This is a genomic window from Brevundimonas sp., from assembly GCF_029945885.1.
GTDB lineage: Bacteria > Pseudomonadota > Alphaproteobacteria > Caulobacterales > Caulobacteraceae > Brevundimonas.
In genome coordinates, this window is the sequence record NZ_JAQSDK010000033.1 from 76,049 (window position 1) to 97,434 (window position 21,386).

Consider the following 21,386-nt stretch of genomic DNA (forward strand, 5'->3'; position numbering starts at 1 on the left):
GAGGCCCGCCTATACGGCTGAGTCAGAGGAAATGGAACAGGCCGAGCAGGATCGGGATGGTTATCGCACTGCCGACCGTGGTGAAGGCCACCACACCGGCCATCAGCGGGGCGTCGCCGCCCATCTGCCGCGCCAGCACATAGGAGGCCGCCGCCCCGGGGGCCGAACCGGCCAGCAGGGCCACGCCCTGGGCCAGCCGGTCACCGCCCAGCAGACCCGCCGCATAATACATCCCGACCGGCAGCAGGATCAGCTTGATCGCCGAGATGGTCACGATCAGCAGCGGCCGGGCGGCGGCATAGCGGAAGCTGAGCCCGGCCCCGGCCGTGATCAGGCCCAGCGCGATGGCCCCGGGTCCCATCAGGTCGAAGACCCGGGTCAGCAGGGGCGGGGGTGCCAGCCCCGTCAGGTTCAGGGCGGCACCCAGACCGCAGGCCCAGATGATCGGGTTGCGCGACAGCGAACGCAGGGCCAGCCGCCAGCCGCCGCCCTGGCCGGCCCCCCAGCGCGACAGCACCAGCACGCAGATGACATTGAGGGCCGGGGCCAGCACGCCGAAGGCCATGGCCGCGGTGCCCAGGCCCGCCGGTCCGAACACGGCTCCGGCCACCGGCAGGAAGACGAAGCCGTTCCAGCGGATTACGCCCTGGAAGACGCTGGTGAAGCCCGGATCGCTGACCGGCAGCCACGGCCGGGCCAGCAGCGTCAGCCCGGCGACGGCAAAGGAGACACCGATGGTGGCGGCCGCGACCGGTCCGGCGGTGCCCGCCCCGAAATCCGCGCCCCAGACGGCCGGCACCAGGAAGGCCGGATAGAAGATGAAATAGGTCAGCCGTTCGACCGCGCGCCAGCCATCGTCGGCCAGGAAGCTGCGCATCTTCAGCCCCCAGCCGAGGGCGATCATGGCGAAGACCGGCACGATGCCGGTGAGCAGGGCGCTCACCTCTGTTCGGCGACGCGGAGGCGGTCCAGCGCCCCCTGCAGGATCCAGGCGGCGGCGGTGCGGTCGACGACGTCGGCGCGGCGCTTGCGGGTCAGGTCCAGCTCACCGATCAGGAAGCGTTCGACCGCGCTGGTCGACAGCCGCTCGTCCCAGAAGGCGATCGGGATGTCGCGCAGCCGCAGCAGGTTGCGGGCGAAGGCGCGGCAGGACTGGGCCCGCGGCCCCTCGGTGCCGTCCATATTGGTCGGCAGGCCGATGACCAGGCCGCTGACCTTGCGATGCCCCATCAGCTTGAACAGATGCTCGGCCTCGATTGTGAATTTGGATTTGCGGATCAACTCCAGCGGGCTGGCGATCATCCGGGTCACGTCCGAAACGGCGACGCCGATCGTCTTTTCGCCGAGGTCCAGACCCATCCACGCAGTTTGCGGCGGACAGGCGGCAGGCAGGTCGAGGAGCGGAACGATTGACACACTGTGGCGGTAGGGCTGGCGTCGCCGCGTGTCAAAGGACAAGATGGCGCAACGTCAAAGGGGGAGTTTTGACATGATCAGACATCCGTTGCTGCTTCTGGCCATCGCCGGGACCGTCACCGCCTGTGATTCCGGGGTGGAAACCCGCAAGAATGCCTTGCCGGAAGCGGGCTCCGCCACGGCCACCGCCGCCGCGACCACCCCGGCCACGGCCTCCGGACCGGCCCAGTCCGTCCAGGCCCAGTCTGACGACTATCTGCAATCGGCCGCCTCGGTCGTGGCCGTGACGCCGCTGACCGCTCCGGGGACCGATGCCAAGCTGTTCGGCCTGGCCGGGGGCGATCCGGCCCTGAACGGCGACCATGCCTATCTGGCCTTCTTCATCGATCCGTCCGAGGGCTGGCGCGTCTTCCCCCTCGGCGATTTCGAACGCTGGAGCGTGGGCGAACAGGGCCCCGGCCGGTTCGTTCTGGAGACGACCCAGGGCCGGATGGGCGACGACGGCGAGATGGTCACCGGCGAGGTCAAACGCTTCATCATCACCTGGGAGTCGGGCGGCCCGGACGCCCCGGCACCGTCGACGATTACCGTCACCCCCGCGACCTGAACGCCAAAGCGGGCTCTCCACCTTGTGAAAGGCCCGCCGGGCGGCTAATCCGCCCGCTTGACCTGTCACGTCTGGAGAGCCGCATGGCCATCGACGCTGCGACGGTGCGCAAGGTCGCGCACCTCGCCCGTATCAAGACCCCGGAAGACCGGCTGGAGCCCCTGGCCGGGGAGCTGAACGGCATCCTCGCCTGGATCGAGCAGCTGAACGAGGTCGACGTCGACGGCGTGGAGCCGATGACCTCGAACGTGGCCCAGGCCCTGCGCCTGCGCGATGACGTGGTCACGGACGGCAACAAGGTCGCCGATGTGCTGGGCAATGCCCCGCAGTCGACCGACGGCTTCTTCGTCGTGCCCAAGGTGGTCGAATAGATATGAGCGATCTGACCAAACTCACCCTCAAGGCCGCTGTCGATGGCCTCAAGGCCAAGCAGTTCTCCTCGGAAGAGATCACCACGGCCTTCCTGACCGCCATCGAGTCCGCCAACCCGACCCTGAACGCCTTCGTCACCGTCACCGCCGACAAGGCGATGGACATGGCCCGCGTCGCCGACGCCCGGCTCGCGAAGGGCGAGGGCGGCACCCTCGAGGGCGCGCCGCTGGGCATCAAGGACCTGTTCTGCACCGACGGGGTCCAGACCACGGCCGGCTCCAACATGCTGCGCGGCTTCGTGCCGCCGTATGAATCGACCGTCAGCGCCAACCTGTGGCGCGACGGGGCGGTCATGCTGGGCAAGCTGAACATGGACGAGTTCGCCATGGGCTCGTCGAACGAGACCAGCGCCTTCGGTCCCGTGGTCAATCCCTGGAAATCAACCGGTTCCAACGCCGACCTGACACCCGGTGGCAGCTCGGGCGGCTCGGCCGCCTCGGTTGCCGCCGACCTGTGCCTGGCCGCCACGGCCTCGGACACCGGCGGCTCGATCCGCCAGCCCGCCGCCTTCACCGGCACGGTCGGCATCAAACCCACCTACGGCCGGGCCAGCCGCTTCGGCATGGTCGCCTTCGCCAGTTCGCTGGACCAGGCCGGACCGATCACCAGGACCGTCGCCGACGCCGCCCTGATGCTGAAGTCGATGTGCTCGTTCGACGTGAAGGATTCCACCAGCCTCGACGTCCCGATCCCGGACTGGACCGCCTCGGTCGGCCAGTCGATCAAGGGCCTGCGTATCGGCGTGCCGAAGGAATATGTCGTCGACGGCATGCCGGCCGAGATCCAGAATCTGTGGGATCAGGGTATCGCCTGGCTCAAGGACGCCGGCTGCGAGATCGTGCCGATCAGCCTGCCGCACACCAAATACGCCCTGCCAGCCTATTACATCATCGCCCCGGCCGAGGCCTCGTCCAACCTGGCCCGTTATGACGGCATGCGGTTCGGCCACCGCGCCGAGGGCACGACCAGCCTGACCGACCTGTACGAGACCAGCCGCGCCGAGGGCTTCGGCGGCGAGGTCAAACGCCGTTTGATCATCGGGGCCTATGTGCTGTCGGCCGGATTCTATGACGCCTACTATGTCCGCGCCCTGAAGGTCCGCCGTCGCATCGCCGAGGATTTCGACAAGGTCTGGGGCCAGGTCGACGCCATCCTGACGCCCTCGACCCCGTCGGCCGCCTTCGCTCTCGGCGACAAACAGATCGATCCGCTGCAGATGTATCTGAACGACATCTTCACCGTCACCGCCAACCTCGCCGGCCTGCCGGGCATCTCGGTCCCCGCCGGCCTCGACAGCGGCGGCCTGCCGCTGGGCCTCCAGGTCATCGGCAAGGCGCTGGACGAGGCGACCGTGTTCCAGGTCGCCAGCGCGCTGGAAGGCGCGGCCGGTTTTGTGGCGAAGCCGGAGAAGTGGTGGTGATCCATGCCGTTCCCGGTTGATCCTGATCGCATCGACACAGCCGAACGCAGCCTCGCGTTTCGATTCCCGCCCGCTTGGAGACGCGCGCTCCAGCAGCGGAACGGCGGCGAGTTCGTCCTGAATGGAGAGGACTGGAGCATCCACCCCGTCTGGGACGATTCCGACCGGAAGCGGGCGGGTCGCACGGCGAACCATGTCGCACGCGAGACTGAGCAGGCGCGGAAATGGCATGGCTTTCCGGCCGCTGCGATCGCCTTGGCCAACAATGGTCACGGCGACCTGTTGATTGTCCTTCCGGGCTCGAGTTCAGTTTGCCGGTGGGACCACGAAGAAGCACTCATAGAAGAGCAGGGCGACCTCGACCCCTTAACGCTCGCGGACAACGACACTGATGACTGACGCCTCCAATCTCATCCAGGGCCGCACCGGCCCGTGGGAAATCGTCATGGGCCTCGAGATCCACGCCCAGGTCGCCTCGAAGGCCAAGCTGTTCTCCGGCGCCGCCGTCGGCTTCGGCGCGGGTCCGAACGAGCAGGTGTCGCTGGTCGACGCCGGCTTCCCCGGCATGTTGCCGACCCTGAACGGTCACTGTGTCGAACAGGCGGTGCGCACCGGCCTCGGCCTGAAGGCGCAGATCAACAAACGCAGCCAGTTCGACCGCAAGAACTATTTCTACCCCGACCTGCCGCAGGGCTATCAGATCAGCCAGCTGTATTTCCCCATCGTCGGGGAGGGCGAGGTCGAGGTCGAGGCCGAGGACGGCACCTTCTTCACCGTCGGCGTCGAACGCCTGCACCTGGAACAGGATGCGGGCAAGCTGATCCACGACCTGTCGCCCAGCGAATCCTATGTCGATCTGAACCGGGCCGGCACGGCCCTGATGGAGATCGTCTCCAAGCCGCACATGCGCTCGCCGGAAGAGGCGGTCGCCTACGTCAAGAAGATCAGGACCATCCTCGTCTATCTCGGCACCTGCGACGGCGACATGGAAAAGGGCAATCTGCGCGCCGACGTCAACGTCTCGGTCTGCCGCGTGGGGGGCTACGAGAAATTCCGCGCCACCGGCGACTTCAGCCATCTGGGCACGCGCTGCGAGATCAAGAACGTCAACTCGTTCCGCTTCATCAGCCAGGCCATCAACTACGAAGCCCGCCGCCAGATCGAGATTCTCGAGGACGGCGGCAAGATCGATCAGGAGACCCGCCTCTACGATCCGACGGCCGGCGAGACCCGCTCGATGCGCTCCAAGGAAGAGGCCAACGACTATCGCTACTTCCCCGACCCCGACCTGCTGCCGCTGGAGCTGGAACAGGCCTGGATCGACACCATCAGGGCGTCGCTGCCGGAACTGCCCGATGAGAAGCGCAAACGGCTGATGAGCCAGTACGGCCTGTCGCAGTACGACGCCGTGGTGCTGATCTCGGAACAGGCCAAGGCCGACTATTTCGAGGAAGCCGCCAAAGGCAGGGATGCAAAGCTGGTGTCCAACTGGGTCACCAACGAACTGTCGGCCCGTCTGGCCGCCGATCACCTCGACTTCTCGCAGAGCCCCCTGCCGGCCGCCCATGTCGCCGAACTGGTCGCCCTGATCGAGGAGGGGGTCATTTCCTCCAGGATCGCCAAGGAGGTGTTCGACCACGTCTGGGCCGGCGAGGGCTCGCCGCGTCAGGTGGTCGAGGCCCGCGGTCTGGTCCAGGTCAATGACACCGGCGCCATCGAAAAGGCCGTCGACGAGATCATCGCCGCCAACCCCGACAAGGCCGCCGCCGTCGCCGACAAGCCCCAGGCCATCGGCTGGTTCGTCGGCCAAGTGATGAAGGCCACCGGCGGCAAGGCCAACCCGGCCTCGGTCAACGACATCCTGAAGGCCAGGCTGGGGATTTCCTGAGCCCCGCCAACGCTCGACGCGCGGCGCCCCGGCGTCCGGGCGCATGAAAAAGGCCCCGCGGAGCGATCCGCGGGGCCTTCGTTCATTCCGCCGGGCCTACCAGTTCCAGGCGTCGTGGATGACGTCGATGATGTAGCCGTCATACTGGTCGATCAGATAGATCTGGTTGTCGACCACGACCCAGCGGGTTCCCGGCGGCGGATAGCCGAGGCCGAAGGTGCGCCAGTCGTCCAGCTGGTAGCGCCAGAACATCGACGGCAGATAGTCACCGACCGTCCATCGCTGGCCCCAGTAGGAGCGCGGCACGCTGTAGTAGCCGTGGCCGGGGGCGAAATAGAAGCCGATCCGCAAGCCCGTATAGCTGCGGAAGCGCCGGTCGTTCCGCCACCAGTCGGAGCGGTGGCTCCGGTTCCAGTTCTGGTGCCACTGGCTGCTGTTGAAGCGGTTGCGGAACTCGCGGTACTCGCGGCGATCGTGGCGCTGGTCACCGCGGTGATCGCGCCGGTCGTCCCGGCGGTCGTCCCGGCGATGATCGCGCCGGTCATCCCGACGATCGTCGCGGCGGTCCTGTCGCCGGTCATAGCCATTCCCGCCCCGATGGTCCTGACGGTCGTCCCGACGGGTGTCGGGGCGGCTGGGTCGTTGATCCGGTGTGGGACCGGAACGATCGTAGCGGTTCCCGCGATCCTGCGAGGTCGGACGGTTCGGCGCGTCCGGCTGGGCCGGGCGATCGGGCCGGTTGGGGCGCTGCGGCTCGGGCGGACGCTGGGGACGGTCAGGGCGTTCCTGGCGGTCCTCGCGGCGCTCCTCGCGGCGCTCCTGGCGACGCTCGGGCTGCTGCGCGGGCGGCGCGCTGTCCCGCTCGCGCTGGGCCTGGGCGGCGCGACGCTGCACGGCGGTCTGGCTCGGACGGCCTTCGCCCTCGCGCTGCGCCTGCCGGCCGCGGTCCTGGGCCTGGACGGCGATCGGGGCCGCCAGCGGCAGGAGGAGGGCGGTGATCGCGGTGAACACCATCAGATTGCGTTTCATGGTCTCTTTCCCCGCACGCCCGTATCGGGCGGCTCGATGACAGGATCGCGCCCCGCGCATGAACCTTAACTGAACGATAACGACGGGTCACGGTTCGCTCGCCGGTCATGAAAAAGCCCCCGCCGACACGCCGTCAGCGGGGGCTGTTCCGGAAGCCGGTCCGGTCTAGTAGGTGCCGGACAGGACGCTGACGATCAGGCCGGTGGCCACGGCCATCAGCACGATGTCATTGCCGGCGTGGACATAGCGATAGCCGCGCGGGGCCTGGCGCAGGCCGTAGACATAGGGGTCACGGACATAATAGCCGCGATAGGCGACGGGCAGGGTGTGGCCCCGCTGCCAGCGATGACGATTGTAGCGCGGGTTGACCCGATAGTAGCCGTAGCTCGGCGCATACCAGTAGCCGTTGCGGGCACCGCGATAGTCATTGAAGTCACTGCGGCCGCGGTACCAGTCGCGATTGTTGCGGTCATAACGCTGGCTGGACCGGTAGTCGCGGTGGTCATCGCGGCGGTCGGCCCGGTAGTCACGATGGTCGCTGCGCCGGTCCTGGCGATCGTCGCGACGGTCCTCGCGGCGGTCCTGCCGGTGATCGCGGCGGTCGTCACGCCGGTCCTGGCGCTGTTCGTGGCGGTCGCCGCGGCTCTGGGCCTGGGCGGCGAGGGGGGCGGCCGTGGTCGCCAGTGCGACAGCGATAACGGCGGCCCGGGTCAGGCGGTTCATGAGGAGTCTCCCGTGGCGGGCCGGCGGCGGGTTGGGTGTCCGGCCCCTGAATGTCCCGCACGGTGACGCCGCCCGGATGAACTCGTCCTGAATGCCTTCGTCAGCTTTGCCCGCCGGCCCGGTTGCGCCGGCCCCGTCGGTGCCCCAGATCAGGGGGCCGTTTCAGGACCCTCTCATGACCCAACCGATCGCACTCTGGTACTGGCCGACGCCGAACGGCTGGAAGGTCTCCATCGCCCTCGAGGAAATGGGAATCCCCTATGAGGTCCGGCCGGTGAACATCGGGGCCGGGGAACAGTTCGAGCCCGCCTTCCAGGCGATCAGCCCCAACGGCCGGATGCCGGCCATCGTCGATCCCGACGGTCCGGACGGCGAACCGCTGTCGATCTTCGAGTCCGGGGCCATCCTGCAATATCTCGGCAACAAGTCCGGCCAATTCTATCCGGCCGATGTGCGCACGCGGGTCGAGATCGACCAGTGGCTGTTCTGGCAGGTCGGCGGTCTCGGCCCGATGGCCGGCCAGACCCATCATTTCCGCCAGTATGCCCCGGCCATCATCCGCGACCAGCGCCAGATCGCCTATGGCGTCCGCCGCTATACGGATGAGACCCACCGCCTGTACGGGGTCATGGACCGCCGTCTGGCCGATCGCGACTATCTGGCCGGCGACTATTCGATCGCCGACATGGCCGCCTGGCCCTGGATCCTGCCGGAGTATCAGGGCCAGACGCTGGAGGAGTTCCCCAACCTCAAGGCCTGGATGGTCCGGGTCGGGGAACGGCCGGCCGTGATCGCGGGCCGCGCGGTCGGGGAGGCGATGCGGCGCAATCTGGCCGCCTCGGGCCAGTCGGCCGAGGCGGCGCGCAAGGTCCTGTTCGGCCAGCGCGGACGTTAACCTTCCGGCAAGGTGTAACCACAAGATTTCCAGGACATTTCCGAGGTGTGAACTGCCACGCCAGTATTCATTATTGCTTTACTGAAAAGATCGAATCGGCCCGCCGCTGTTAACTTTAACTTCAAACCGCGGGTATTTGATCAGGCCTCAGAAGACGGGGCCAGAACGGCCTCCGTTCGGAGGATACGGTAATGAACGCGCAAGAACTGGCGCCGGAAATCGGGATCGAAGCCGAGGCTGCCCTGCCTCTGCCGACCGCGGACATGGACGGCGATGCCCTGTTTCGTCTGGGCATGATGTACTCGACCGGCCAGGCCGGCTGCCCGATGGATCGGGTCTCGGCCCATATGATCTTCAACCTGGCGGCCATGAAGGGGTCCGTCGAGGCCCGGGTCTATCGTCGCGAGATGTCGCTGGAGATGGAACGGGACGAGATCGCCGACGCCCAGCGCGCCGCCCGCCGCTGGATCGACGCCGGGGTCGTTACCCTCGCAGCCTGACGCAAACCCGGACTGGATGCGCCTGCGTCCAGTCCCCGGAATGCCGACGCCCTAGAACGACTGGTACTGCCCGTTGAGCGCATAGGTGAAGCCGACGGGCAGGGCGTTGCGGATCTGGGTGACGAAATTGGCCACCTCGCCCAGGGTCGTCCGCGGCACGAACAATATGTCCCCGCGGCGCAGGGCGATGACCTCGCCGCGACGGGGCCTGAGATCGGCGGCCCGCATCATGCGCACGCCGCCCGGCCCGCGCCGGATCAGCGCCACCTCCTGCTGGCGGGCGGTCGGCAGGAACCCCCCGGCCATGATGATGGCCTGATAGGCGTCGATATCGCCCGGCATGTCATAGACACCCGGCGTGCGGACCTCGCCGTCCACCCAGATTTTCAGCGGCCCCGCCTGTTTGAGGGTGATCTCGACCACGGGCCGCAGCAGCTGTGAGGCATAGGCACCGGCCACATCCGACTCCAGCTCGGCGATCGTCCGGTCGGCAGCCATGACCTGACCAATCAGGGGCAGGGCGACCCGCCCGTCCGGGCCGATCTTCTGGGTCCGGGTCAGTTCCGCCGCCGTCGGCGTCGCCACCTCGATCTCGTCGCCCGGATACAGCAGATATTCCGGCTCGGCCTCGGTCCAGTCGGCGAAGGCGATCTCGGGGAAGCCGGTCTGGCCGACCGGCTGGACCCGGCCGCCGGCGGCTCCGGCCGCGGGCAGGGGCATGCGGCCGGCGTTCTCGCTGGCGCAGCCACTGAGGGCGGCGGCACCGAGGGACAGCAGGAGCAGGCGGCGGTCGATGGGCATGGGGCGGGAATCCGTGGCGGACGGGTGCGTTCGACACAGGGTCTCTGCTTATGGGTAACCAGTGGTTAACGCCGGTGAGCCAAGTCTGGACCATCAGTCACCGCGTTCAATGGAATCACCTGCCGCCCATGAGTTCGACGGCCTACGCCACAGCCCGCCCGCGCTACGGCCTCCTCGATATCGTGGGGCTGCTGTTCCGCGAGCTGCTGCCGATGATTCTGGTGTTCGTGCTGATCTTCGCGCTCGGCACGGCCGCGGTCCTGACCCTGAAGAAGACCTATACGGCCACCGGCAAGGTCTATGCCGGGGTCGGTCAGGAATATGTCTACCAGCCCCGGGTCGGCTCGGCCGAACGCGGCCAGGCCCCCGACGCCGACGCGGTGGCCGGGTCCGAGGCGGCCATCCTGAACAGCCTCGAGGTCAAACAGCGCACGGTCGCGGCCCTCGGCGTGGAGAGCTTCCTCGGGAACAGGCCGTCCAGCGAGACTGCGGCCAAGCGCCAGACCGACGCCCTGAAGGTTCTGGATGCGGGCCTCGGCGTCGGCACCACGCCGGGCAGCGCCATCATCGGCATCAGCTACGAGAGCGACAATCCCCAGACCGCGGCCCGGGTGCTGAATGCCGTCATCGCCGAATATCTCACCTATCGTCGCGAGGTGTTCCAGGACAACAAGACCCCGGCCATCGAACAGCAGCGCCAGGTGTTCGAGGACGAACTGGCCACCGCCGATTCGGCCTATGAGACGTTTCTGGCCTCGAACGACATCGGCGATTTTGCCACCCTGAAGGCGACCCTGGCGGCGACCTATCAGACGGTCTTCACCGAACGACTCTCGGTTCAGGCCCAGCTGGATCAGGCGCGGCAGCGGCTGGCGACCCTGGTGGCCCAGCAGGCGGCGATCCCGGCCCAGGTCACCCTGCAGCAGGATCTGAACATCTCGGCCCAGGACCAGGTGCTGCAGTTGCGCACCCAGCGCGAACAGCTGCTGTCGCGCTACCGGCCCGACGCCCAGCCGGTCAGGGACATCGAGGAACAGATCGCCCAGCTGCAGGCCTATGTCGGCACCGGCACCGCCGTGGGGGCCAAGGAGGTCCGCACCGGGCCCAATCCGGTCTGGATCCAGACCGAGAGCGACCGGATCGCCGCCGCGGCCGAGGCCGCGTCCCTGGGCGCGCGGCTGGCGGTGCTGGATCGTCAGGTTGGTGAACTGCGCTCGCGACAGGCTCTGCTGACCCAGATTGAATCGACCAACGCCACCCTGGCCGGCGACCGCGAGGTCCTGACCGCCAACATCCGCGACTTCCAGGAACGCGCCACCCAGAGCCGGGCCGACAGCGCCCTGGTCATGGCCGGGGCCGACAATGTCACCGTCATCGAACGGGCCCAGGCCCCGACCCGCGGCAAGAGCCTGAAGGCCCCGCTGCTGATCGTCGTCTTCCTGTTTGCGGGCTTCACCGCCCTCTGTGTCGGCCTGCTGCGGATCTTCACCCGGCGTCGGTTCGCCACCGCCGGCTCGGTCGGGCGGACGCTGGAAATGCCCGTGCTGGCCGTCGCGCCGATGAAGGCGCGGTGAGCCCTCATGGCAGTTTGTGGCCTGGCGAGTTAGGTGCGTAATCGAGTCGATGGTCGATCTTACCTCTGAAATGGCCGGCCTCTGGGCGGCACTGGGCCCGGCCCCGTCCCATCGCGGACGGGTGATCCAGGTCGTCGCCGCCAATTCCGGTGAGGGGGCCTCGACGGTCGCGCGCGAATACGCCCGCCTGGCCGCGGTGCGCGCCCGGCGTCCTGTCTGGCTGATCGACGGCGACCTGGCGCAGCAGGGGCAGCTGGAATCCATCGCCGGTGAGCCGGACCGCTTCGGCCAGATCGGTCGCCCGGCCCAGGCCTCGCCCGACGGGTCCTGCTTCTTCGCGGTGACGCCGCGCGTCACGGGCCCGGACGGCCGGCCGATCTCTCCGGCCCGGCTGTTGACGGCCCGGTCCTGCCTGGGCGGTCGTTTGTGGGTCAGCCGGTTCAACACCACGCGGCTGCGCTCGGGACAGCGGGCCGAAGCGGTGGCCGATTCCCGCTACTGGGACGCGCTGCGCAAACACGCCGACACCGTCGTCATCGATGCGCCGTCGACGGATCGCAGCGACATGGCCCTGACCCTGGCCCCGTTTGTCGATGCGACCATTCTGGTGGTTTCAGAATCGACCCGGGCTGCGGATCCGATGATCCTGCGCGACGAGATCGAGGCCGTGGGCGGACGGATCGCCGGCGTGGTGGTCAACCGCTCGACCTATCGCCTGCCGGGATTCCTCGCCCGTCTGGCCGGCTGACCGGCGGGCTCAGCGGGCGGCGGTGTTCAGCCTGACCAGTTCGTGTGATCCATAAAAATGGGGCTCCAGCCCCTTCATCCAGAACAGTTTTCCGAGGCCGCGCGCGATCCTGTCCAGGGCCCAGGCCCGGCGGGGACTGCGTACGATCAGATAGGGGACGGCGGCACAGGTCCACAGCATCATCTGCACGGCTCCGACCAACATCCAGCGCACCACGGCGATCCAGTCGCGTCGGGCCGCCGCCGTCTGGCTGGGCCCCTGGCCGAAGGCGAAGGCCCGCGACAGGGCATAGGTCAGGGTGGCCCGGTGGGCCGGGGCGATCTCGTCGACATGGGCCCCGGCGGCCCAGCCGAACCGCCCGCCTCGATCCGCCAGGGCGGCGAACAGGGCGTCATCCTCGCCGCCGGCCTGATCGGCGCCGACATCGAACGGCGCGGGGCCGGGCAGGGCGGTCCGGCGCACCATCAGGGAATTGCCGCAGCCATGGGGCTGGTCGATCAGCCGGGTGCGGGCCGGGCCGCTCCGGCCGAAAAAGTCCTCGAGATAGGGTTTGAGCCAGTCGGCGGCGTCGGGAGCCCGGCCCCGGATCGGGCCGAACACCACATCGGCCCCGGTCTCCACCTGGCCCGCCAGCAACTGGGCCAGCCAGTCGGGGGCCGCGACCTCGTCATCGTCCAGAAAGGCGATCAGCGGCGCATCGGTGGCCTGGAGGCCGACATTCCGCGCCGTGGCCACACCCGGCACCGGGGCGTGGCAATAGACCAGGGGCCAGGGCGACCGCCCGCGCAGGGACTCGATCGTGGCCGCGGCGGTTCCGGCCGGATCGTTGTCGACCACCACGATCTCGCGCAGACGGTCGGCGACCTCGGTCTGAAGGAACAGGGACTCCAGCGCCCGGGCCAGGCCTTCGGGCCGACGCAGGGTGGGAATGATGACGGCGACGGGCTCGGGGGGCGTCATCGGTCCAGCACCTCGCCGACGGTCTTCAGCGCGCATCCGGCGGCCCGGGCATGGGCGGCGAGCCGGTCCAGCGCCCCCGGCGTACAGCCCCAGGGTGACGGGCTGTCGCTCACATCATGGGTGAAGAGAATTAGCCAGCCCGCTGTTTTAACGGCGCGGTCGATCCACAGGCGTGCCACGGCCTCGCCGTCATCGCCCTCGATGCCGACCGCCGGCAACTGGTTCAGGTCCGCCCCGTCCCGGACCAGCCCCGCATGGACTCCCCGCAGCGAACCATAGCGATCCGCCAGTCGGGCCTTGGCCGCCGGCGAGACCTCGCCATAGGGAAAGGCGAAATGCCGGGCGCTGCCGCCGAGCGCGGTCAGGGCTGCGGTATTGCGGTCGCTGTCGGCCAGAAGCGCTGCGCCGTCGGTGCGGTGGGCGTCGACATGGCCATGGCTGTGGCAGGCGATCTCGTGCCCCCGCGCGGCCAGGTCGGCGGTCTCGGTCGCATCGATATAGCGACCCATATGGCCGGTCTCGCCGAACAGGCCGGCACACAGATAATAGGTGCCCCGGGCCTGATGGCGTTCGAGGATGGCGGCCGCTACGGCCGCGCTGGCCGGGGCATCGTCGAAGGTGAAGCTGACGGTCGGTCCGGTAAGGTCCAGCCGCGCGGGACGCCGGTGCACCAGTCGCGCATAGCGGCGGCGCAGCTTGGCCCGGAGTCCGGCGTCGGCGCTGTAGGGCTGGGGCATCATGCGATCGCCCCGGCATAGAGGGCCGCCCGGTACAGGCGCAGCGAAAAGGCCCGCGTCGGGACCGGCAGCCACTCGGTCTCGGCCGCCCGCCGCAGCAGGGGTCGCAGCTGGTCGATTCCGGGCAGACGCTTTAGCAACCGGGCGGCGCGATAGCTGGGATAGGTGCTGACGATGGCCGGATGGCGATCGACGACCCGGGCGAAATTGGGGGCCGACTGTTCGTATTTCCCGGCCAGGGCCGCGACGGTGTCCAGCCCCATATGGGTGGCCGGATTGTCGACGTGCAGGACCCGGAACCGGCCCGACACCCGCATCGCCCATTCCACATCCTCCCAGCCCCAGCCGCTGAAGCCGGGATCGAAACTCTCGGCCGCGAACACGTCGCGCCGCACCAGCAGGTTGGAGGTGTAGACATATTTCTCGGGCTGACGGGCGCGCACCGTATAGGCCACGCACTCCGACTTGGTGGCCATCGCCCGGTGCACGGCAAAGCGCGGCTCGACCGGGGCCTGCAGCAGGGAGATGCCGCCAAACGCCACCGGCGGATCCTCGCGCGCCACCAGATCGGCCCAGTCGCGCAGGAAGCGCCGGTAGTCGGGCCGCATGTCACTGTCCAGGAACAGCAGGCTGCCGCCCCGGGCCGCCGTCGCCAGCCGGTTGCGCCCGATCGAGCGGCCCTCGTTGCGGGGCAGGGTGATCAGCCGCGCCGGCAGGGTCATGGCCTTGATTACCGCCGTCAGCCGTTTGGTCAGCTCCGGATCGCGGGTGCCGTCATCCAGCACGACGATCTCGACCGAGCCGTCGACGGCCCCGGCCTCCTCATCCAGCAGTTTCAGCAGGACTGAGGGATCATCGCCGAGAAAGGGAATCAGCACCGAGACGACCGGGCTGGCGACCTTCCACGTCGGATTGGCAAAGACGCGGCCTTTGGCGGTCATGACAGGGCTCTCCGGGTTCGGGCCGTGGCGAGGAGTCGCCCGGCCACATCGCGGACGCCTGCCGCATTCAGGGTCAGGGCGACGACCGCATAGACCAGCGCCCCGACCGTCGCCTGCAGCATCAGCTCGACCAGCCCGCCGAGGCGGGGCAGGACCGAGACCGCCAGGGCCATGGCCGCCGTGGCCAGACCGCAGCGCGCCAGGGTCTCCCACGGCACCGGCATGACCAGCACCCGGCGACCGATGGCGATCGAGGCGATCAGCCCGAGTCCGAAACTGATCGCGGTGGACCAGGCCGCGCCCATCACACCATGACCGGGGATCAGCAGCAGGTTCAGCACGATATTGGCCAGGGCCGGCACCGCCATCGCGGCCAGCAACAGGCCGGTGCGCCGGCCCAGGGTGAAGGCCTGGTGGAAATAGTAGGTGGTCAGGCCCGACAGCAGGGCCGACAGGGCGATCCACGGCGTGATCGATGCCGCGACCCGGCGCAGGTCCTCGCCGATCATCACCTCGGTCAGTGGCCCGGCCACCAGGGCGACCCCGGCGGCGGCGGGCAGGCCGATCAGCAGGAAGGTCGAGGCCTGTTCGCGGGCCGCCGTCTGCAGGCGTTCGCCGCCGCCGCGCTCCAGCGCCATCACCAGGGCCGGGGTCCCCGCCGCCCCCAGCCAGATGAACAGCACGTCCAGCGTCCGGTTCGCGAGGCTGTAGCCCGCGTGATAGGCCCCGACCGCCGCCTCGTTCATGAAGGCCGCCAGCAGGAATCGGTCGGTCGAGGACAGAACGACCGCCAGGGCCAGCGAGGCGGCGATCGGATAGCCATAGACGGCATAGGTCCGCAGTCGGGTGCGGTCGACGCGTGCCCCGCGCCCCTGTTTCAGCTCGCCCGGCAGGATGAAGGGCAGGGTCAGCAGCGGGGCCAGCATCAGCCCGATCAGCGGCGCGGAGCCTCCGGCCCCGGCCAGGGCCACGGCCACCCCGATGGCCAGGCCGCCGATGGCGGTGATCATGTCGATGCGCGCGGCCCGGCCGACCTCACCGGCGGCGCGGAACCGCTCCATGGCCAGTTTGGCGAAACAGCGCACGGGAATGCCGCCGACCCCGACGGCCACGGCGATGCGGAAGGCCATATCCATCGGCCACAGGGCGATCAGGACCGCCGCGACCGGCAGGAAGACCAGGCCGAGCCGGAAGGCCGTCCGGTACAGGCTGGCGAAATGACGGGCCAGGCCCTCGGCGGTCTGTTCGGCGGCCCAGAACCGGGCCATGGCCGCCTCCAGCCAGCTGAACACCGCCACATGGGCCAGGGTCATGACCGAAAAGGCCAGGGCATAGCGGCCGAAATCCGCCGGGCTCAGCACCCGGGTGAAGATGACGATGGCCAGGAAGCCGACCACCCCCTGGACGATATTGGCCGGCAGATAGCCCCAGACCCCGCGCCAGAACATCAGTGTGCTCCGCTCAACGAATGGCCTGCCGGTCGCCCAGCAGAACGGGGATGGTGACCAGCATCACCCACAGGTCCAGCCACAGCGACTGGCGTTCGATATAGTCGATGTCCAGCTGCACGCGGCGGCGCACGTCCTGGGCCGAATGCAGCGGTCCGCGCGAGCCGTGGATGGCGGCCCAGCCGGTCATGCCCGGCTTGATGCGGTGACGATGGGCGTATTCCGCCACCAGTCGCGCCGATTCGATATGGCCGGTCTTCATGCCGATCGCATGGGGGCGGGGCCCGACCAGCGACATCTCGCCCTTCAGCACATTCAGCAGCTGCGGCAGTTCGTCGAGACTGGTGGACCGCAGGATGCGGCCGATCCGCGTGACCCGGTCGTCATCGGCCGTGACCTGGCGCGACGCGGTGGCGTCGGCGGTCTCGGGCCGCATCGAGCGGAATTTCCACACCACGATCTCTTCCTGGTTGAAGCCGTGGCGGCGCTGGCGGAACAGGATCGGGCCCGGGCTGTCGAGCCGGATGGCCAGGGCGACCAGCGCCATCACCGGGGCCAGCAGCACCGTGGCCGTCAGGCCGACGATCAGGTCCTGCAGTCGCTTGTGAAAAGCGCGGCGCTCGTCGTCGACCGGCCCGTCCAGCTGGGCCAGCGAGGTCCGGGCCAGCCGGTCGACCGCCTTGCCCCAGTCGGCATCGGCCGGTTCGACCAGCAGGGTCACCTCATTGGGCAGGGTCCGCAGCCGGGTGGTCAGATCGCGCACCCGCGCCTCGGCCTTGGGATCGATGGCCAGCACGATCCGGTCGACATAGGGGGTCATGTGATGGGTCAGCAGGTCGTCGGCCCGGCCCAGCACCGGCACGCCGGCGATGGCGCGCGGCGACCGGGCCAGCCGGTCGTCGAAAATGCCCAGCACATTGAGGTCACGCCGCGTCAGGGCCTCGCGGATCAGGCCTTCGGCGTGGCGGGTGGCCCCGACCAGGACGATGCTGGGCGTCAGGGCCCCCGAGGCGCGCCAACGGCCGACCAGATCGCTCCAGCCGATATGCAGGCCGTTCAGACTGATCAGGATCAGGCCGGTCCAGACCAGATAGGCTGACCAGGGGGCGGCGGCCCCGCGCATCAGGGCCCCGACGCCGATCGTGGCGGCGGCCCCGGCCAGGGTGATTGCGGCCACCGCGGCCAGGTGCAGGCCGACGCGATGACTGCGGGTGAACCGGTACAGGCCCAGCGACCGCATCATGGCCAGCACGGCCATGCCGCCGGCCACGAAGGGCAGGACCTGCCACAGCCGGGCCTCGGCCAGGGATCCGGGCACGGCGGCCCAGGCACACAGCAGGCTGACCGCGATCACCGCCAGCACGTCGAAGGCGCGGAAATAGTGGACCGCCAGCCGGGCCGTGTGCCGCTGGCGGGCATTCAGCCAGACCCCGGGCCGGAACGGGCCGCGCCGGGCAGCCCCGTCGGCGTCGATGCCGGCATCGCCGTCCCCGTCACCGTCGGGGGTCAGGGCGGCTCCGGCCAGGGCCTGGAGACCGGCCGCGTCCAGCGTCGCCGGCTCGCCGGACGGCGAGGACGATCGGGCCGGCGAACGGCTGCGGACGGCTTGGGTCATGGAACTCCTGCAATCGGGTAGCGGTGATCATGCACAGCGCCCCTCACTGTCCCGTTAACGGTGCCGCTGTTGCCCGCACCAAACCCGGTTGCGCCGCGCCCCGCCCTCGGCTATCTGCCGTGCCTGCTGGAGACGTGGCCGAGTGGCTTAAGGCAACGGTTTGCTAAATCGTCGTACCCTGTAAGGGGTACCCAGGGTTCGAATCCCTGCGTCTCCGCCAGAACCCTATAAAAAGGGGTTTCATAACAACATCTTGCTTGTTGCGGGTGGTAACCTCCCTAAATATGACCCTAAAGATGGGTCGGCTGGTAGTCGTAGCGACCCACCGCTCGATACGCGCCTGCGTCGCACCCGACTGGCCTCGCACTGGACATCGATCTCGTCACGCTTCGCCCGGTGGGGCGGTCAAACGATAACTTGTCTCCACCGAAGCGGGGCGCTGCTGTCAGACTGCCGCGCTGTGGCGCTTCGGGGCGGTGATGGAGCGGTTGTCGAAACAGGCGGCGACGACCCGGACGAGCCGACCCATGGCGTGCGGTATGCGGAGACGGCGGCCATCGATCCGGCACAGGCCGTCGGCCTGCAGGGCCCGGGCGGCCTTGATGGCCGGGTCGAGCGCCGAGACTTCGCGGCCGTGGTCCAGGCATACGGCCCCCACATCGACCTGGAGATCGCACATCAGTCGCTCGATCACGGCCCGGCGCAGGCGGTCGTCTGACGTCGTTTCCAGCTGGCGGCCGACAGGCAGCTGCCCTGCCGCGATGTCGGCCGTCCAGTCGTCGACCCGCAGTCTGTTCTGGGCATAGGCATAGGGCAGGCTGCTGATCGCCGACGGGCCCAGCCCGATCAGCACCGCGGACGGATCGTCCGTATAGCCCTGGAAGTTCCGATGCAGGCTGCCCTCGGCCAGGCGGGCGGCCATGGAGTCACCCGGGCGGGCATAGTGGTCCATGCCGATACGGACATAGCCGTGCGCCGCCAGCACCGCCTCGGCGGCCTCGGCCTGGGTCCAGCGACCCGATCCATCGGCCAGGTCCGCGTCGCGGATGACCGCCTGGTGCTTCTTCATCCACGGCACATGGGCATAGCCGAACAGGGCGACCCGATCGGGTTCCAGCGTGAGTGCGGTCTCCATGCTGGCCGTGACATTCTCCGGGGTCTGGCCCGGCAGGCCGTACATCATGTCGAAATTGATCGCATCGATCCCGCCGCCGCGCAGGGCCTGGACGGCCGTGGCGACCTGTTCAGAGGGCTGTATCCGGTTGACCAGGCGCTGGACCTCCAGATCGAAGGTCTGCACGCCCAGGCTGGCCCGGGTCACCCCTGCCGCGCCCAGACCCCGGGCGAAGTCGCCGTCCAGGGTGCCGGGATCCAGTTCCACGGCGACCTCGGCACCGGGACGCAGGCGGAAGCGTCCGGCGAGGAGGGCCAGCAGTCCGGTGAAGTCGTCGGTGTTGAGGCTGTTCGGACTGCCGCCGCCGAAATGCAGATGAGCCGTGCCGGCATGGGCGGGCAGGGCGTCGCCCCACAGGTCGATCTCGCGTTTCAGCTGGTCGAGGAACCGGGCGACCCGCGCATAGCCATTGGGCACGCTGGTATGGCAGCCGCAGTACCAGCACAGCCGCTCACAGAACGGGATGTGGACATAGATCGACAGGGTGTCGTGCGACTGGATATCGCCCAGCCAGCGGCGGAGGTCCGCGTCATCCGTTGCCGGCTGGAATGCCAGGGCCGTGGGATAGCTGGTGTAGCGTGGCAGGGCGCGGGTCGCGTGGCCCAGCAGACGGTCGGACAGGGGAGTCATAGCGTCATCGCCTCCGCATGAGCGAGGTCATCAGGCGTGTTGATGTTGAGGAAGGGATCCCGCGGGTCGATCGGCCAGTCGACGATGACGCGGCCGGCCGCCTCGCTTAGACCGTTCAGGGACAGCCGTCCGTTCCCGGCGCGCTGGACGAGAACGGGCAGGGTGGTGGTGCGCCACAGGGCACATATCGGATGCAGTCGCCCGCCGCTGGCGGCGACGGCGACCGCGACGTCATCCTTCAGGGCCTGATCGAGCCGGGCCAGAAGGTCAGGGGGCAGGAATGGCATGTCGCACGGGATAGTGAGCACGCGATCGGTGCCGTTGAGGTCAGCCCATGCCAGAGCCGAGGCCAGACCGCCAAGGGGGCCGGGAATGTCGGGGTCGTCAAGGATCACCGGCGCCAGCACATTGCTGACCTGTGTCGGGTTGCGCAGGACCAGGACCACCGGGGCAGCCCATCCGTGGGCTGCTTTCAGCGAATGGGTCAAAAGGCGGCTCCCGGCGAGGGGCCTGTCCGGCTTGGCCCCGCCGATCCGCTGCCCGTCCCCGCCGGCCAAAACTGCCGTGACGATACTCATGATGGCCGACCCTTGCCCGCGGCTCGCGACCGCGATCGCGGTTTGGGGCAGACAGGCTCAAGACGGCTGACGTCGTCGGGACCCGTGACCGTGGTCTCCATGTCCCGGACCAGACCGTCGCGAATGGAGTAGATCCAGCCATGGATCGACAGGGGCTGACCCCGTTTCCAGGCGTCGGTGATAAAGGGGTTGCGGGACAGGGCGCGGACCTGGGCCAGCACGTTCTTCTCGCAGATGAAATTGATCCGCGCCTCATGATCCTGGATGGCCGCGAGTTCGTCGTCATGGTCCTCGCACAGCCGTTGAACGCGCTGCATCCAGTGGTCGAGGATCCCGTGGCGCTGCCCGTCGAGCACGGCCCGGACGCCGCCACAGCCATAGTGGCCGCAGACGATGATGTGGCGAACCTTCAGCGACTCGAGGGCGAACTGCAGGACGGCCAGCAGGTTCATGTCCTGGGCGGGGGCCAGGTTGGCGACGTTGCGATGGACGAACAGTTCGCCGGGTTCCAGACCGACGATCTCATTGGCGGGAACGCGACTGTCCGAACAGCCGATCCAGAGATATTCGGGCGACTGCTGCGCCGATAGCCTTCGGAAAAACTCCGGATCGATCCGGGCCTTGGCCGATGCCCATTTGAGATTGTTTCGAAGGAGGTCCTCGATCACGGCGTCGCTCCCGCCGATCCGGGGCCATCCGGTGGGAACGCAGGATCAGGGCTGTCCAGGAATACCCCCCGTCGGGCCGCCATCCGGGTGCTGAGGGCGTGCAGGTCCCGGGGTGTCAGGCGCAGGCGCGCGATCGGCAGGATGACCGCATTTTCCAGCGCGATATGGCGACGCTCGTGCAGGGCGAAATCCGTGAACAGGCGGCGCGTTTCCAGATCATGACCCGGTGGTTGCCCCGCGATCAGCGCCCGTTCCAGCAGGGTGCCCAGGGTCCGGGTCTGCTCCATGTCGTCGCGATGCTCGGCCGACAGCGCGCCCAGCAGGGGGCCGAGTTCATCTTCCGGCAGGCAGCGACGGCGCAGCAGGGGGAACAGGTCCTCTTCCTCGTCGATGACGTGAAGGGCCATGTCGTGGCGCAGGAAGGTCAGAATTTCCTCCGCCTCCTCGCGCAGCAGCACGGTCGCGGTGCCGACGCGCTCGATCAGGCGGCACAGCTGACGGTGGCGATAGTGTTCAGCGAACAGCCAGTTCAGCGGTTCGTGAGCAAGGCCCGCGGGCAGGGGCTCGATCTGAGGTGTCTGGCTCATCCGGAATGACCTTGT

The 21,386-nt window shown here is 68.6% G+C and carries 23 protein-coding genes and 1 tRNA gene; 10 read left to right on the forward strand and 14 right to left on the reverse strand.

What is annotated here, in order from left to right; genetic code table 11:
- Nucleotides 1-22: 22 nt before the first annotated feature.
- Nucleotides 23-943, reverse strand: a complete 921-nt coding sequence (locus PSV00_RS12185) for an AEC family transporter (RefSeq protein WP_300447580.1) — start codon at nucleotides 941-943, stop codon at nucleotides 23-25.
- A complete protein-coding gene (ruvX, locus tag PSV00_RS12190; RefSeq protein ID WP_300447705.1) occupies nucleotides 940-1,359 on the reverse strand; it encodes a Holliday junction resolvase RuvX in 420 nt (139 codons plus the stop codon). Before ruvX ends, PSV00_RS12185 begins: the two co-directional genes overlap by 4 nt.
- Nucleotides 1,360-1,489: 130 nt before the next feature.
- Between ruvX and PSV00_RS12195 the strand changes: the two genes are divergently transcribed.
- The 5 genes from PSV00_RS12195 to gatB all read left to right on the forward strand — a co-directional run bounded on the left by PSV00_RS12195 (nucleotide 1,490) and on the right by gatB (nucleotide 5,763).
- On the forward strand, nucleotides 1,490-2,023 hold the full coding sequence (locus PSV00_RS12195; protein ID WP_300447582.1) for a hypothetical protein: 534 nt from the start codon (nucleotides 1,490-1,492) through the stop codon (nucleotides 2,021-2,023).
- 83 nt (nucleotides 2,024-2,106) lie between these two features.
- Nucleotides 2,107-2,394, forward strand: a complete 288-nt coding sequence (gatC, locus tag PSV00_RS12200; protein ID WP_300447584.1) for an Asp-tRNA(Asn)/Glu-tRNA(Gln) amidotransferase subunit GatC — start codon at nucleotides 2,107-2,109, stop codon at nucleotides 2,392-2,394.
- A 2-nt stretch (nucleotides 2,395-2,396) separates the two neighbouring features.
- Nucleotides 2,397-3,875 (forward strand): Asp-tRNA(Asn)/Glu-tRNA(Gln) amidotransferase subunit GatA, encoded by a 1,479-nt coding sequence (gatA, locus tag PSV00_RS12205; RefSeq protein WP_300447586.1) that lies wholly within the window; start codon nucleotides 2,397-2,399, stop codon nucleotides 3,873-3,875.
- A gap of 3 nt (nucleotides 3,876-3,878) precedes the next feature.
- Nucleotides 3,879-4,274: an SMI1/KNR4 family protein gene (locus tag PSV00_RS12210; RefSeq protein WP_300447588.1), complete on the forward strand. Its 396-nt coding sequence runs from the start codon at nucleotides 3,879-3,881 to the stop codon at nucleotides 4,272-4,274.
- Nucleotides 4,267-5,763: an Asp-tRNA(Asn)/Glu-tRNA(Gln) amidotransferase subunit GatB gene (gatB, locus tag PSV00_RS12215; RefSeq protein ID WP_300447590.1), complete on the forward strand. Its 1,497-nt coding sequence runs from the start codon at nucleotides 4,267-4,269 to the stop codon at nucleotides 5,761-5,763. Before PSV00_RS12210 ends, gatB begins: the two co-directional genes overlap by 8 nt.
- A 96-nt stretch (nucleotides 5,764-5,859) precedes the next feature.
- Here the strand turns inward: gatB and PSV00_RS12220 are convergent, their stop codons facing one another.
- Both PSV00_RS12220 and PSV00_RS12225 read right to left on the reverse strand, forming a co-directional pair.
- Nucleotides 5,860-6,792, reverse strand: coding sequence for an RcnB family protein (locus PSV00_RS12220; protein ID WP_300447592.1), 933 nt, complete (start codon nucleotides 6,790-6,792; stop codon nucleotides 5,860-5,862).
- 165 nt (nucleotides 6,793-6,957) lie between these two features.
- Entirely contained in the window at nucleotides 6,958-7,515 is a 558-nt protein-coding gene (locus PSV00_RS12225; protein ID WP_300447594.1) for an RcnB family protein, read from the reverse strand.
- Nucleotides 7,516-7,690: 175 nt separating this feature from the next.
- Between PSV00_RS12225 and PSV00_RS12230 the strand changes: the two genes are divergently transcribed.
- Together PSV00_RS12230 and PSV00_RS12235 are read left to right on the forward strand one after the other, a co-directional pair.
- Complete coding sequence (locus PSV00_RS12230) at nucleotides 7,691-8,410, forward strand: glutathione S-transferase N-terminal domain-containing protein (protein ID WP_300447596.1); 720 nt, start codon at nucleotides 7,691-7,693, stop codon at nucleotides 8,408-8,410.
- Between the two features lie 191 nt (nucleotides 8,411-8,601).
- Nucleotides 8,602-8,910: a sel1 repeat family protein gene (locus PSV00_RS12235; protein ID WP_300447598.1), complete on the forward strand. Its 309-nt coding sequence runs from the start codon at nucleotides 8,602-8,604 to the stop codon at nucleotides 8,908-8,910.
- Between the two features lie 51 nt (nucleotides 8,911-8,961).
- Here PSV00_RS12235 and PSV00_RS12240 read toward each other — a convergent pair whose 3' ends face one another.
- Nucleotides 8,962-9,711 carry a polysaccharide biosynthesis/export family protein gene (locus PSV00_RS12240; protein ID WP_300447601.1) on the reverse strand — a complete coding sequence of 250 codons (750 nt, stop codon included), beginning with the start codon at nucleotides 9,709-9,711 and terminating at the stop codon, nucleotides 8,962-8,964.
- 128 nt (nucleotides 9,712-9,839) lie between these two features.
- On the opposite strand from PSV00_RS12240, the gene PSV00_RS12245 reads away from it, so the two are divergent.
- Entirely contained in the window at nucleotides 9,840-11,285 is a 1,446-nt protein-coding gene (locus tag PSV00_RS12245) for a chain-length determining protein (RefSeq protein ID WP_300447603.1), read from the forward strand.
- A gap of 49 nt (nucleotides 11,286-11,334) precedes the next feature.
- Nucleotides 11,335-12,033, forward strand: a complete 699-nt coding sequence (locus tag PSV00_RS12250) for a hfsB (protein ID WP_300447606.1) — start codon at nucleotides 11,335-11,337, stop codon at nucleotides 12,031-12,033.
- Between the two features lie 9 nt (nucleotides 12,034-12,042).
- On the opposite strand, the gene PSV00_RS12255 is transcribed toward PSV00_RS12250, so the two are convergent.
- The 5 genes from PSV00_RS12255 to PSV00_RS12275 are packed head-to-tail and all read right to left on the reverse strand — an operon-like array spanning nucleotide 12,043 to nucleotide 17,734.
- Nucleotides 12,043-12,993: a glycosyltransferase family 2 protein gene (locus PSV00_RS12255; RefSeq protein WP_300447608.1), complete on the reverse strand. Its 951-nt coding sequence runs from the start codon at nucleotides 12,991-12,993 to the stop codon at nucleotides 12,043-12,045.
- Nucleotides 12,990-13,733 (reverse strand): polysaccharide deacetylase family protein, encoded by a 744-nt coding sequence (locus PSV00_RS12260; RefSeq protein ID WP_300447610.1) that lies wholly within the window; start codon nucleotides 13,731-13,733, stop codon nucleotides 12,990-12,992. The genes PSV00_RS12255 and PSV00_RS12260 overlap by 4 nt, the downstream gene beginning before the upstream one ends.
- Nucleotides 13,730-14,671, reverse strand: a complete 942-nt coding sequence (locus PSV00_RS12265; RefSeq protein ID WP_300447612.1) for a glycosyltransferase — start codon at nucleotides 14,669-14,671, stop codon at nucleotides 13,730-13,732. Before PSV00_RS12265 ends, PSV00_RS12260 begins: the two co-directional genes overlap by 4 nt.
- Nucleotides 14,668-16,119, reverse strand: coding sequence for a lipopolysaccharide biosynthesis protein (locus tag PSV00_RS12270; protein WP_300447614.1), 1,452 nt, complete (start codon nucleotides 16,117-16,119; stop codon nucleotides 14,668-14,670). Before PSV00_RS12270 ends, PSV00_RS12265 begins: the two co-directional genes overlap by 4 nt.
- Nucleotides 16,120-16,132: 13 nt before the next feature.
- Complete coding sequence (locus PSV00_RS12275; protein ID WP_300447617.1) at nucleotides 16,133-17,734, reverse strand: exopolysaccharide biosynthesis polyprenyl glycosylphosphotransferase; 1,602 nt, start codon at nucleotides 17,732-17,734, stop codon at nucleotides 16,133-16,135.
- A gap of 128 nt (nucleotides 17,735-17,862) precedes the next feature.
- Between PSV00_RS12275 and PSV00_RS12280 the strand changes: the two genes are divergently transcribed.
- Nucleotides 17,863-17,954: transfer RNA gene (locus tag PSV00_RS12280), tRNA-Ser, on the forward strand.
- A 225-nt stretch (nucleotides 17,955-18,179) separates the two neighbouring features.
- On the opposite strand, the gene hemN is transcribed toward PSV00_RS12280, so the two are convergent.
- The 4 genes from hemN to PSV00_RS12300 are packed head-to-tail and all read right to left on the reverse strand — an operon-like array spanning nucleotide 18,180 to nucleotide 21,371.
- On the reverse strand, nucleotides 18,180-19,538 hold the full coding sequence (gene hemN / locus PSV00_RS12285; RefSeq protein ID WP_300447620.1) for an oxygen-independent coproporphyrinogen III oxidase: 1,359 nt from the start codon (nucleotides 19,536-19,538) through the stop codon (nucleotides 18,180-18,182).
- Entirely contained in the window at nucleotides 19,535-20,116 is a 582-nt protein-coding gene (locus tag PSV00_RS12290) for a molybdenum cofactor guanylyltransferase (protein WP_300447623.1), read from the reverse strand. The genes hemN and PSV00_RS12290 overlap by 4 nt, the downstream gene beginning before the upstream one ends.
- A complete protein-coding gene (locus PSV00_RS12295) occupies nucleotides 20,113-20,784 on the reverse strand; it encodes a carbonic anhydrase (protein ID WP_300447626.1) in 672 nt (223 codons plus the stop codon). The genes PSV00_RS12290 and PSV00_RS12295 overlap by 4 nt, the downstream gene beginning before the upstream one ends.
- Nucleotides 20,781-21,371: a hemerythrin domain-containing protein gene (locus PSV00_RS12300; RefSeq protein ID WP_300447629.1), complete on the reverse strand. Its 591-nt coding sequence runs from the start codon at nucleotides 21,369-21,371 to the stop codon at nucleotides 20,781-20,783. Before PSV00_RS12300 ends, PSV00_RS12295 begins: the two co-directional genes overlap by 4 nt.
- Nucleotides 21,372-21,386 lie beyond the last annotated feature (15 nt).

Bases quoted from the DNA above. Each gene is read 5' to 3' on its own strand.
- gatA (WP_300447586.1), top strand. From the start codon at position 2,397: ATGAGCGATCTGACCAAACTCACCCTCAAGGCCGCTGTCGATGGCCTC.
- PSV00_RS12275 (WP_300447617.1), bottom strand. From the start codon at position 17,734: ATGACCCAAGCCGTCCGCAGCCGTTCGCCGGCCCGATCGTCCTCGCCG.
- PSV00_RS12260 (WP_300447610.1), bottom strand. From the start codon at position 13,733: ATGATGCCCCAGCCCTACAGCGCCGACGCCGGACTCCGGGCCAAGCTG.
- PSV00_RS12265 (WP_300447612.1), bottom strand. From the start codon at position 14,671: ATGACCGCCAAAGGCCGCGTCTTTGCCAATCCGACGTGGAAGGTCGCC.
- PSV00_RS12195 (WP_300447582.1), top strand. From the start codon at position 1,490: ATGATCAGACATCCGTTGCTGCTTCTGGCCATCGCCGGGACCGTCACC.
- hemN (WP_300447620.1), bottom strand. From the start codon at position 19,538: ATGACTCCCCTGTCCGACCGTCTGCTGGGCCACGCGACCCGCGCCCTG.
- PSV00_RS12245 (WP_300447603.1), top strand. From the start codon at position 9,840: ATGAGTTCGACGGCCTACGCCACAGCCCGCCCGCGCTACGGCCTCCTC.
- PSV00_RS12250 (WP_300447606.1), top strand. From the start codon at position 11,335: ATGGTCGATCTTACCTCTGAAATGGCCGGCCTCTGGGCGGCACTGGGC.
- PSV00_RS12220 (WP_300447592.1), bottom strand. From the start codon at position 6,792: ATGAAACGCAATCTGATGGTGTTCACCGCGATCACCGCCCTCCTCCTG.
- PSV00_RS12210 (WP_300447588.1), top strand. From the start codon at position 3,879: ATGCCGTTCCCGGTTGATCCTGATCGCATCGACACAGCCGAACGCAGC.
- PSV00_RS12270 (WP_300447614.1), bottom strand. From the start codon at position 16,119: ATGTTCTGGCGCGGGGTCTGGGGCTATCTGCCGGCCAATATCGTCCAG.
- PSV00_RS12300 (WP_300447629.1), bottom strand. From the start codon at position 21,371: ATGAGCCAGACACCTCAGATCGAGCCCCTGCCCGCGGGCCTTGCTCAC.
- PSV00_RS12240 (WP_300447601.1), bottom strand. From the start codon at position 9,711: ATGCCCATCGACCGCCGCCTGCTCCTGCTGTCCCTCGGTGCCGCCGCC.
- PSV00_RS12230 (WP_300447596.1), top strand. From the start codon at position 7,691: ATGACCCAACCGATCGCACTCTGGTACTGGCCGACGCCGAACGGCTGG.
- PSV00_RS12255 (WP_300447608.1), bottom strand. From the start codon at position 12,993: ATGACGCCCCCCGAGCCCGTCGCCGTCATCATTCCCACCCTGCGTCGG.
- PSV00_RS12235 (WP_300447598.1), top strand. From the start codon at position 8,602: ATGAACGCGCAAGAACTGGCGCCGGAAATCGGGATCGAAGCCGAGGCT.
- gatB (WP_300447590.1), top strand. From the start codon at position 4,267: ATGACTGACGCCTCCAATCTCATCCAGGGCCGCACCGGCCCGTGGGAA.
- PSV00_RS12225 (WP_300447594.1), bottom strand. From the start codon at position 7,515: ATGAACCGCCTGACCCGGGCCGCCGTTATCGCTGTCGCACTGGCGACC.
- gatC (WP_300447584.1), top strand. From the start codon at position 2,107: ATGGCCATCGACGCTGCGACGGTGCGCAAGGTCGCGCACCTCGCCCGT.
- ruvX (WP_300447705.1), bottom strand. From the start codon at position 1,359: ATGGGTCTGGACCTCGGCGAAAAGACGATCGGCGTCGCCGTTTCGGAC.
- PSV00_RS12290 (WP_300447623.1), bottom strand. From the start codon at position 20,116: ATGAGTATCGTCACGGCAGTTTTGGCCGGCGGGGACGGGCAGCGGATC.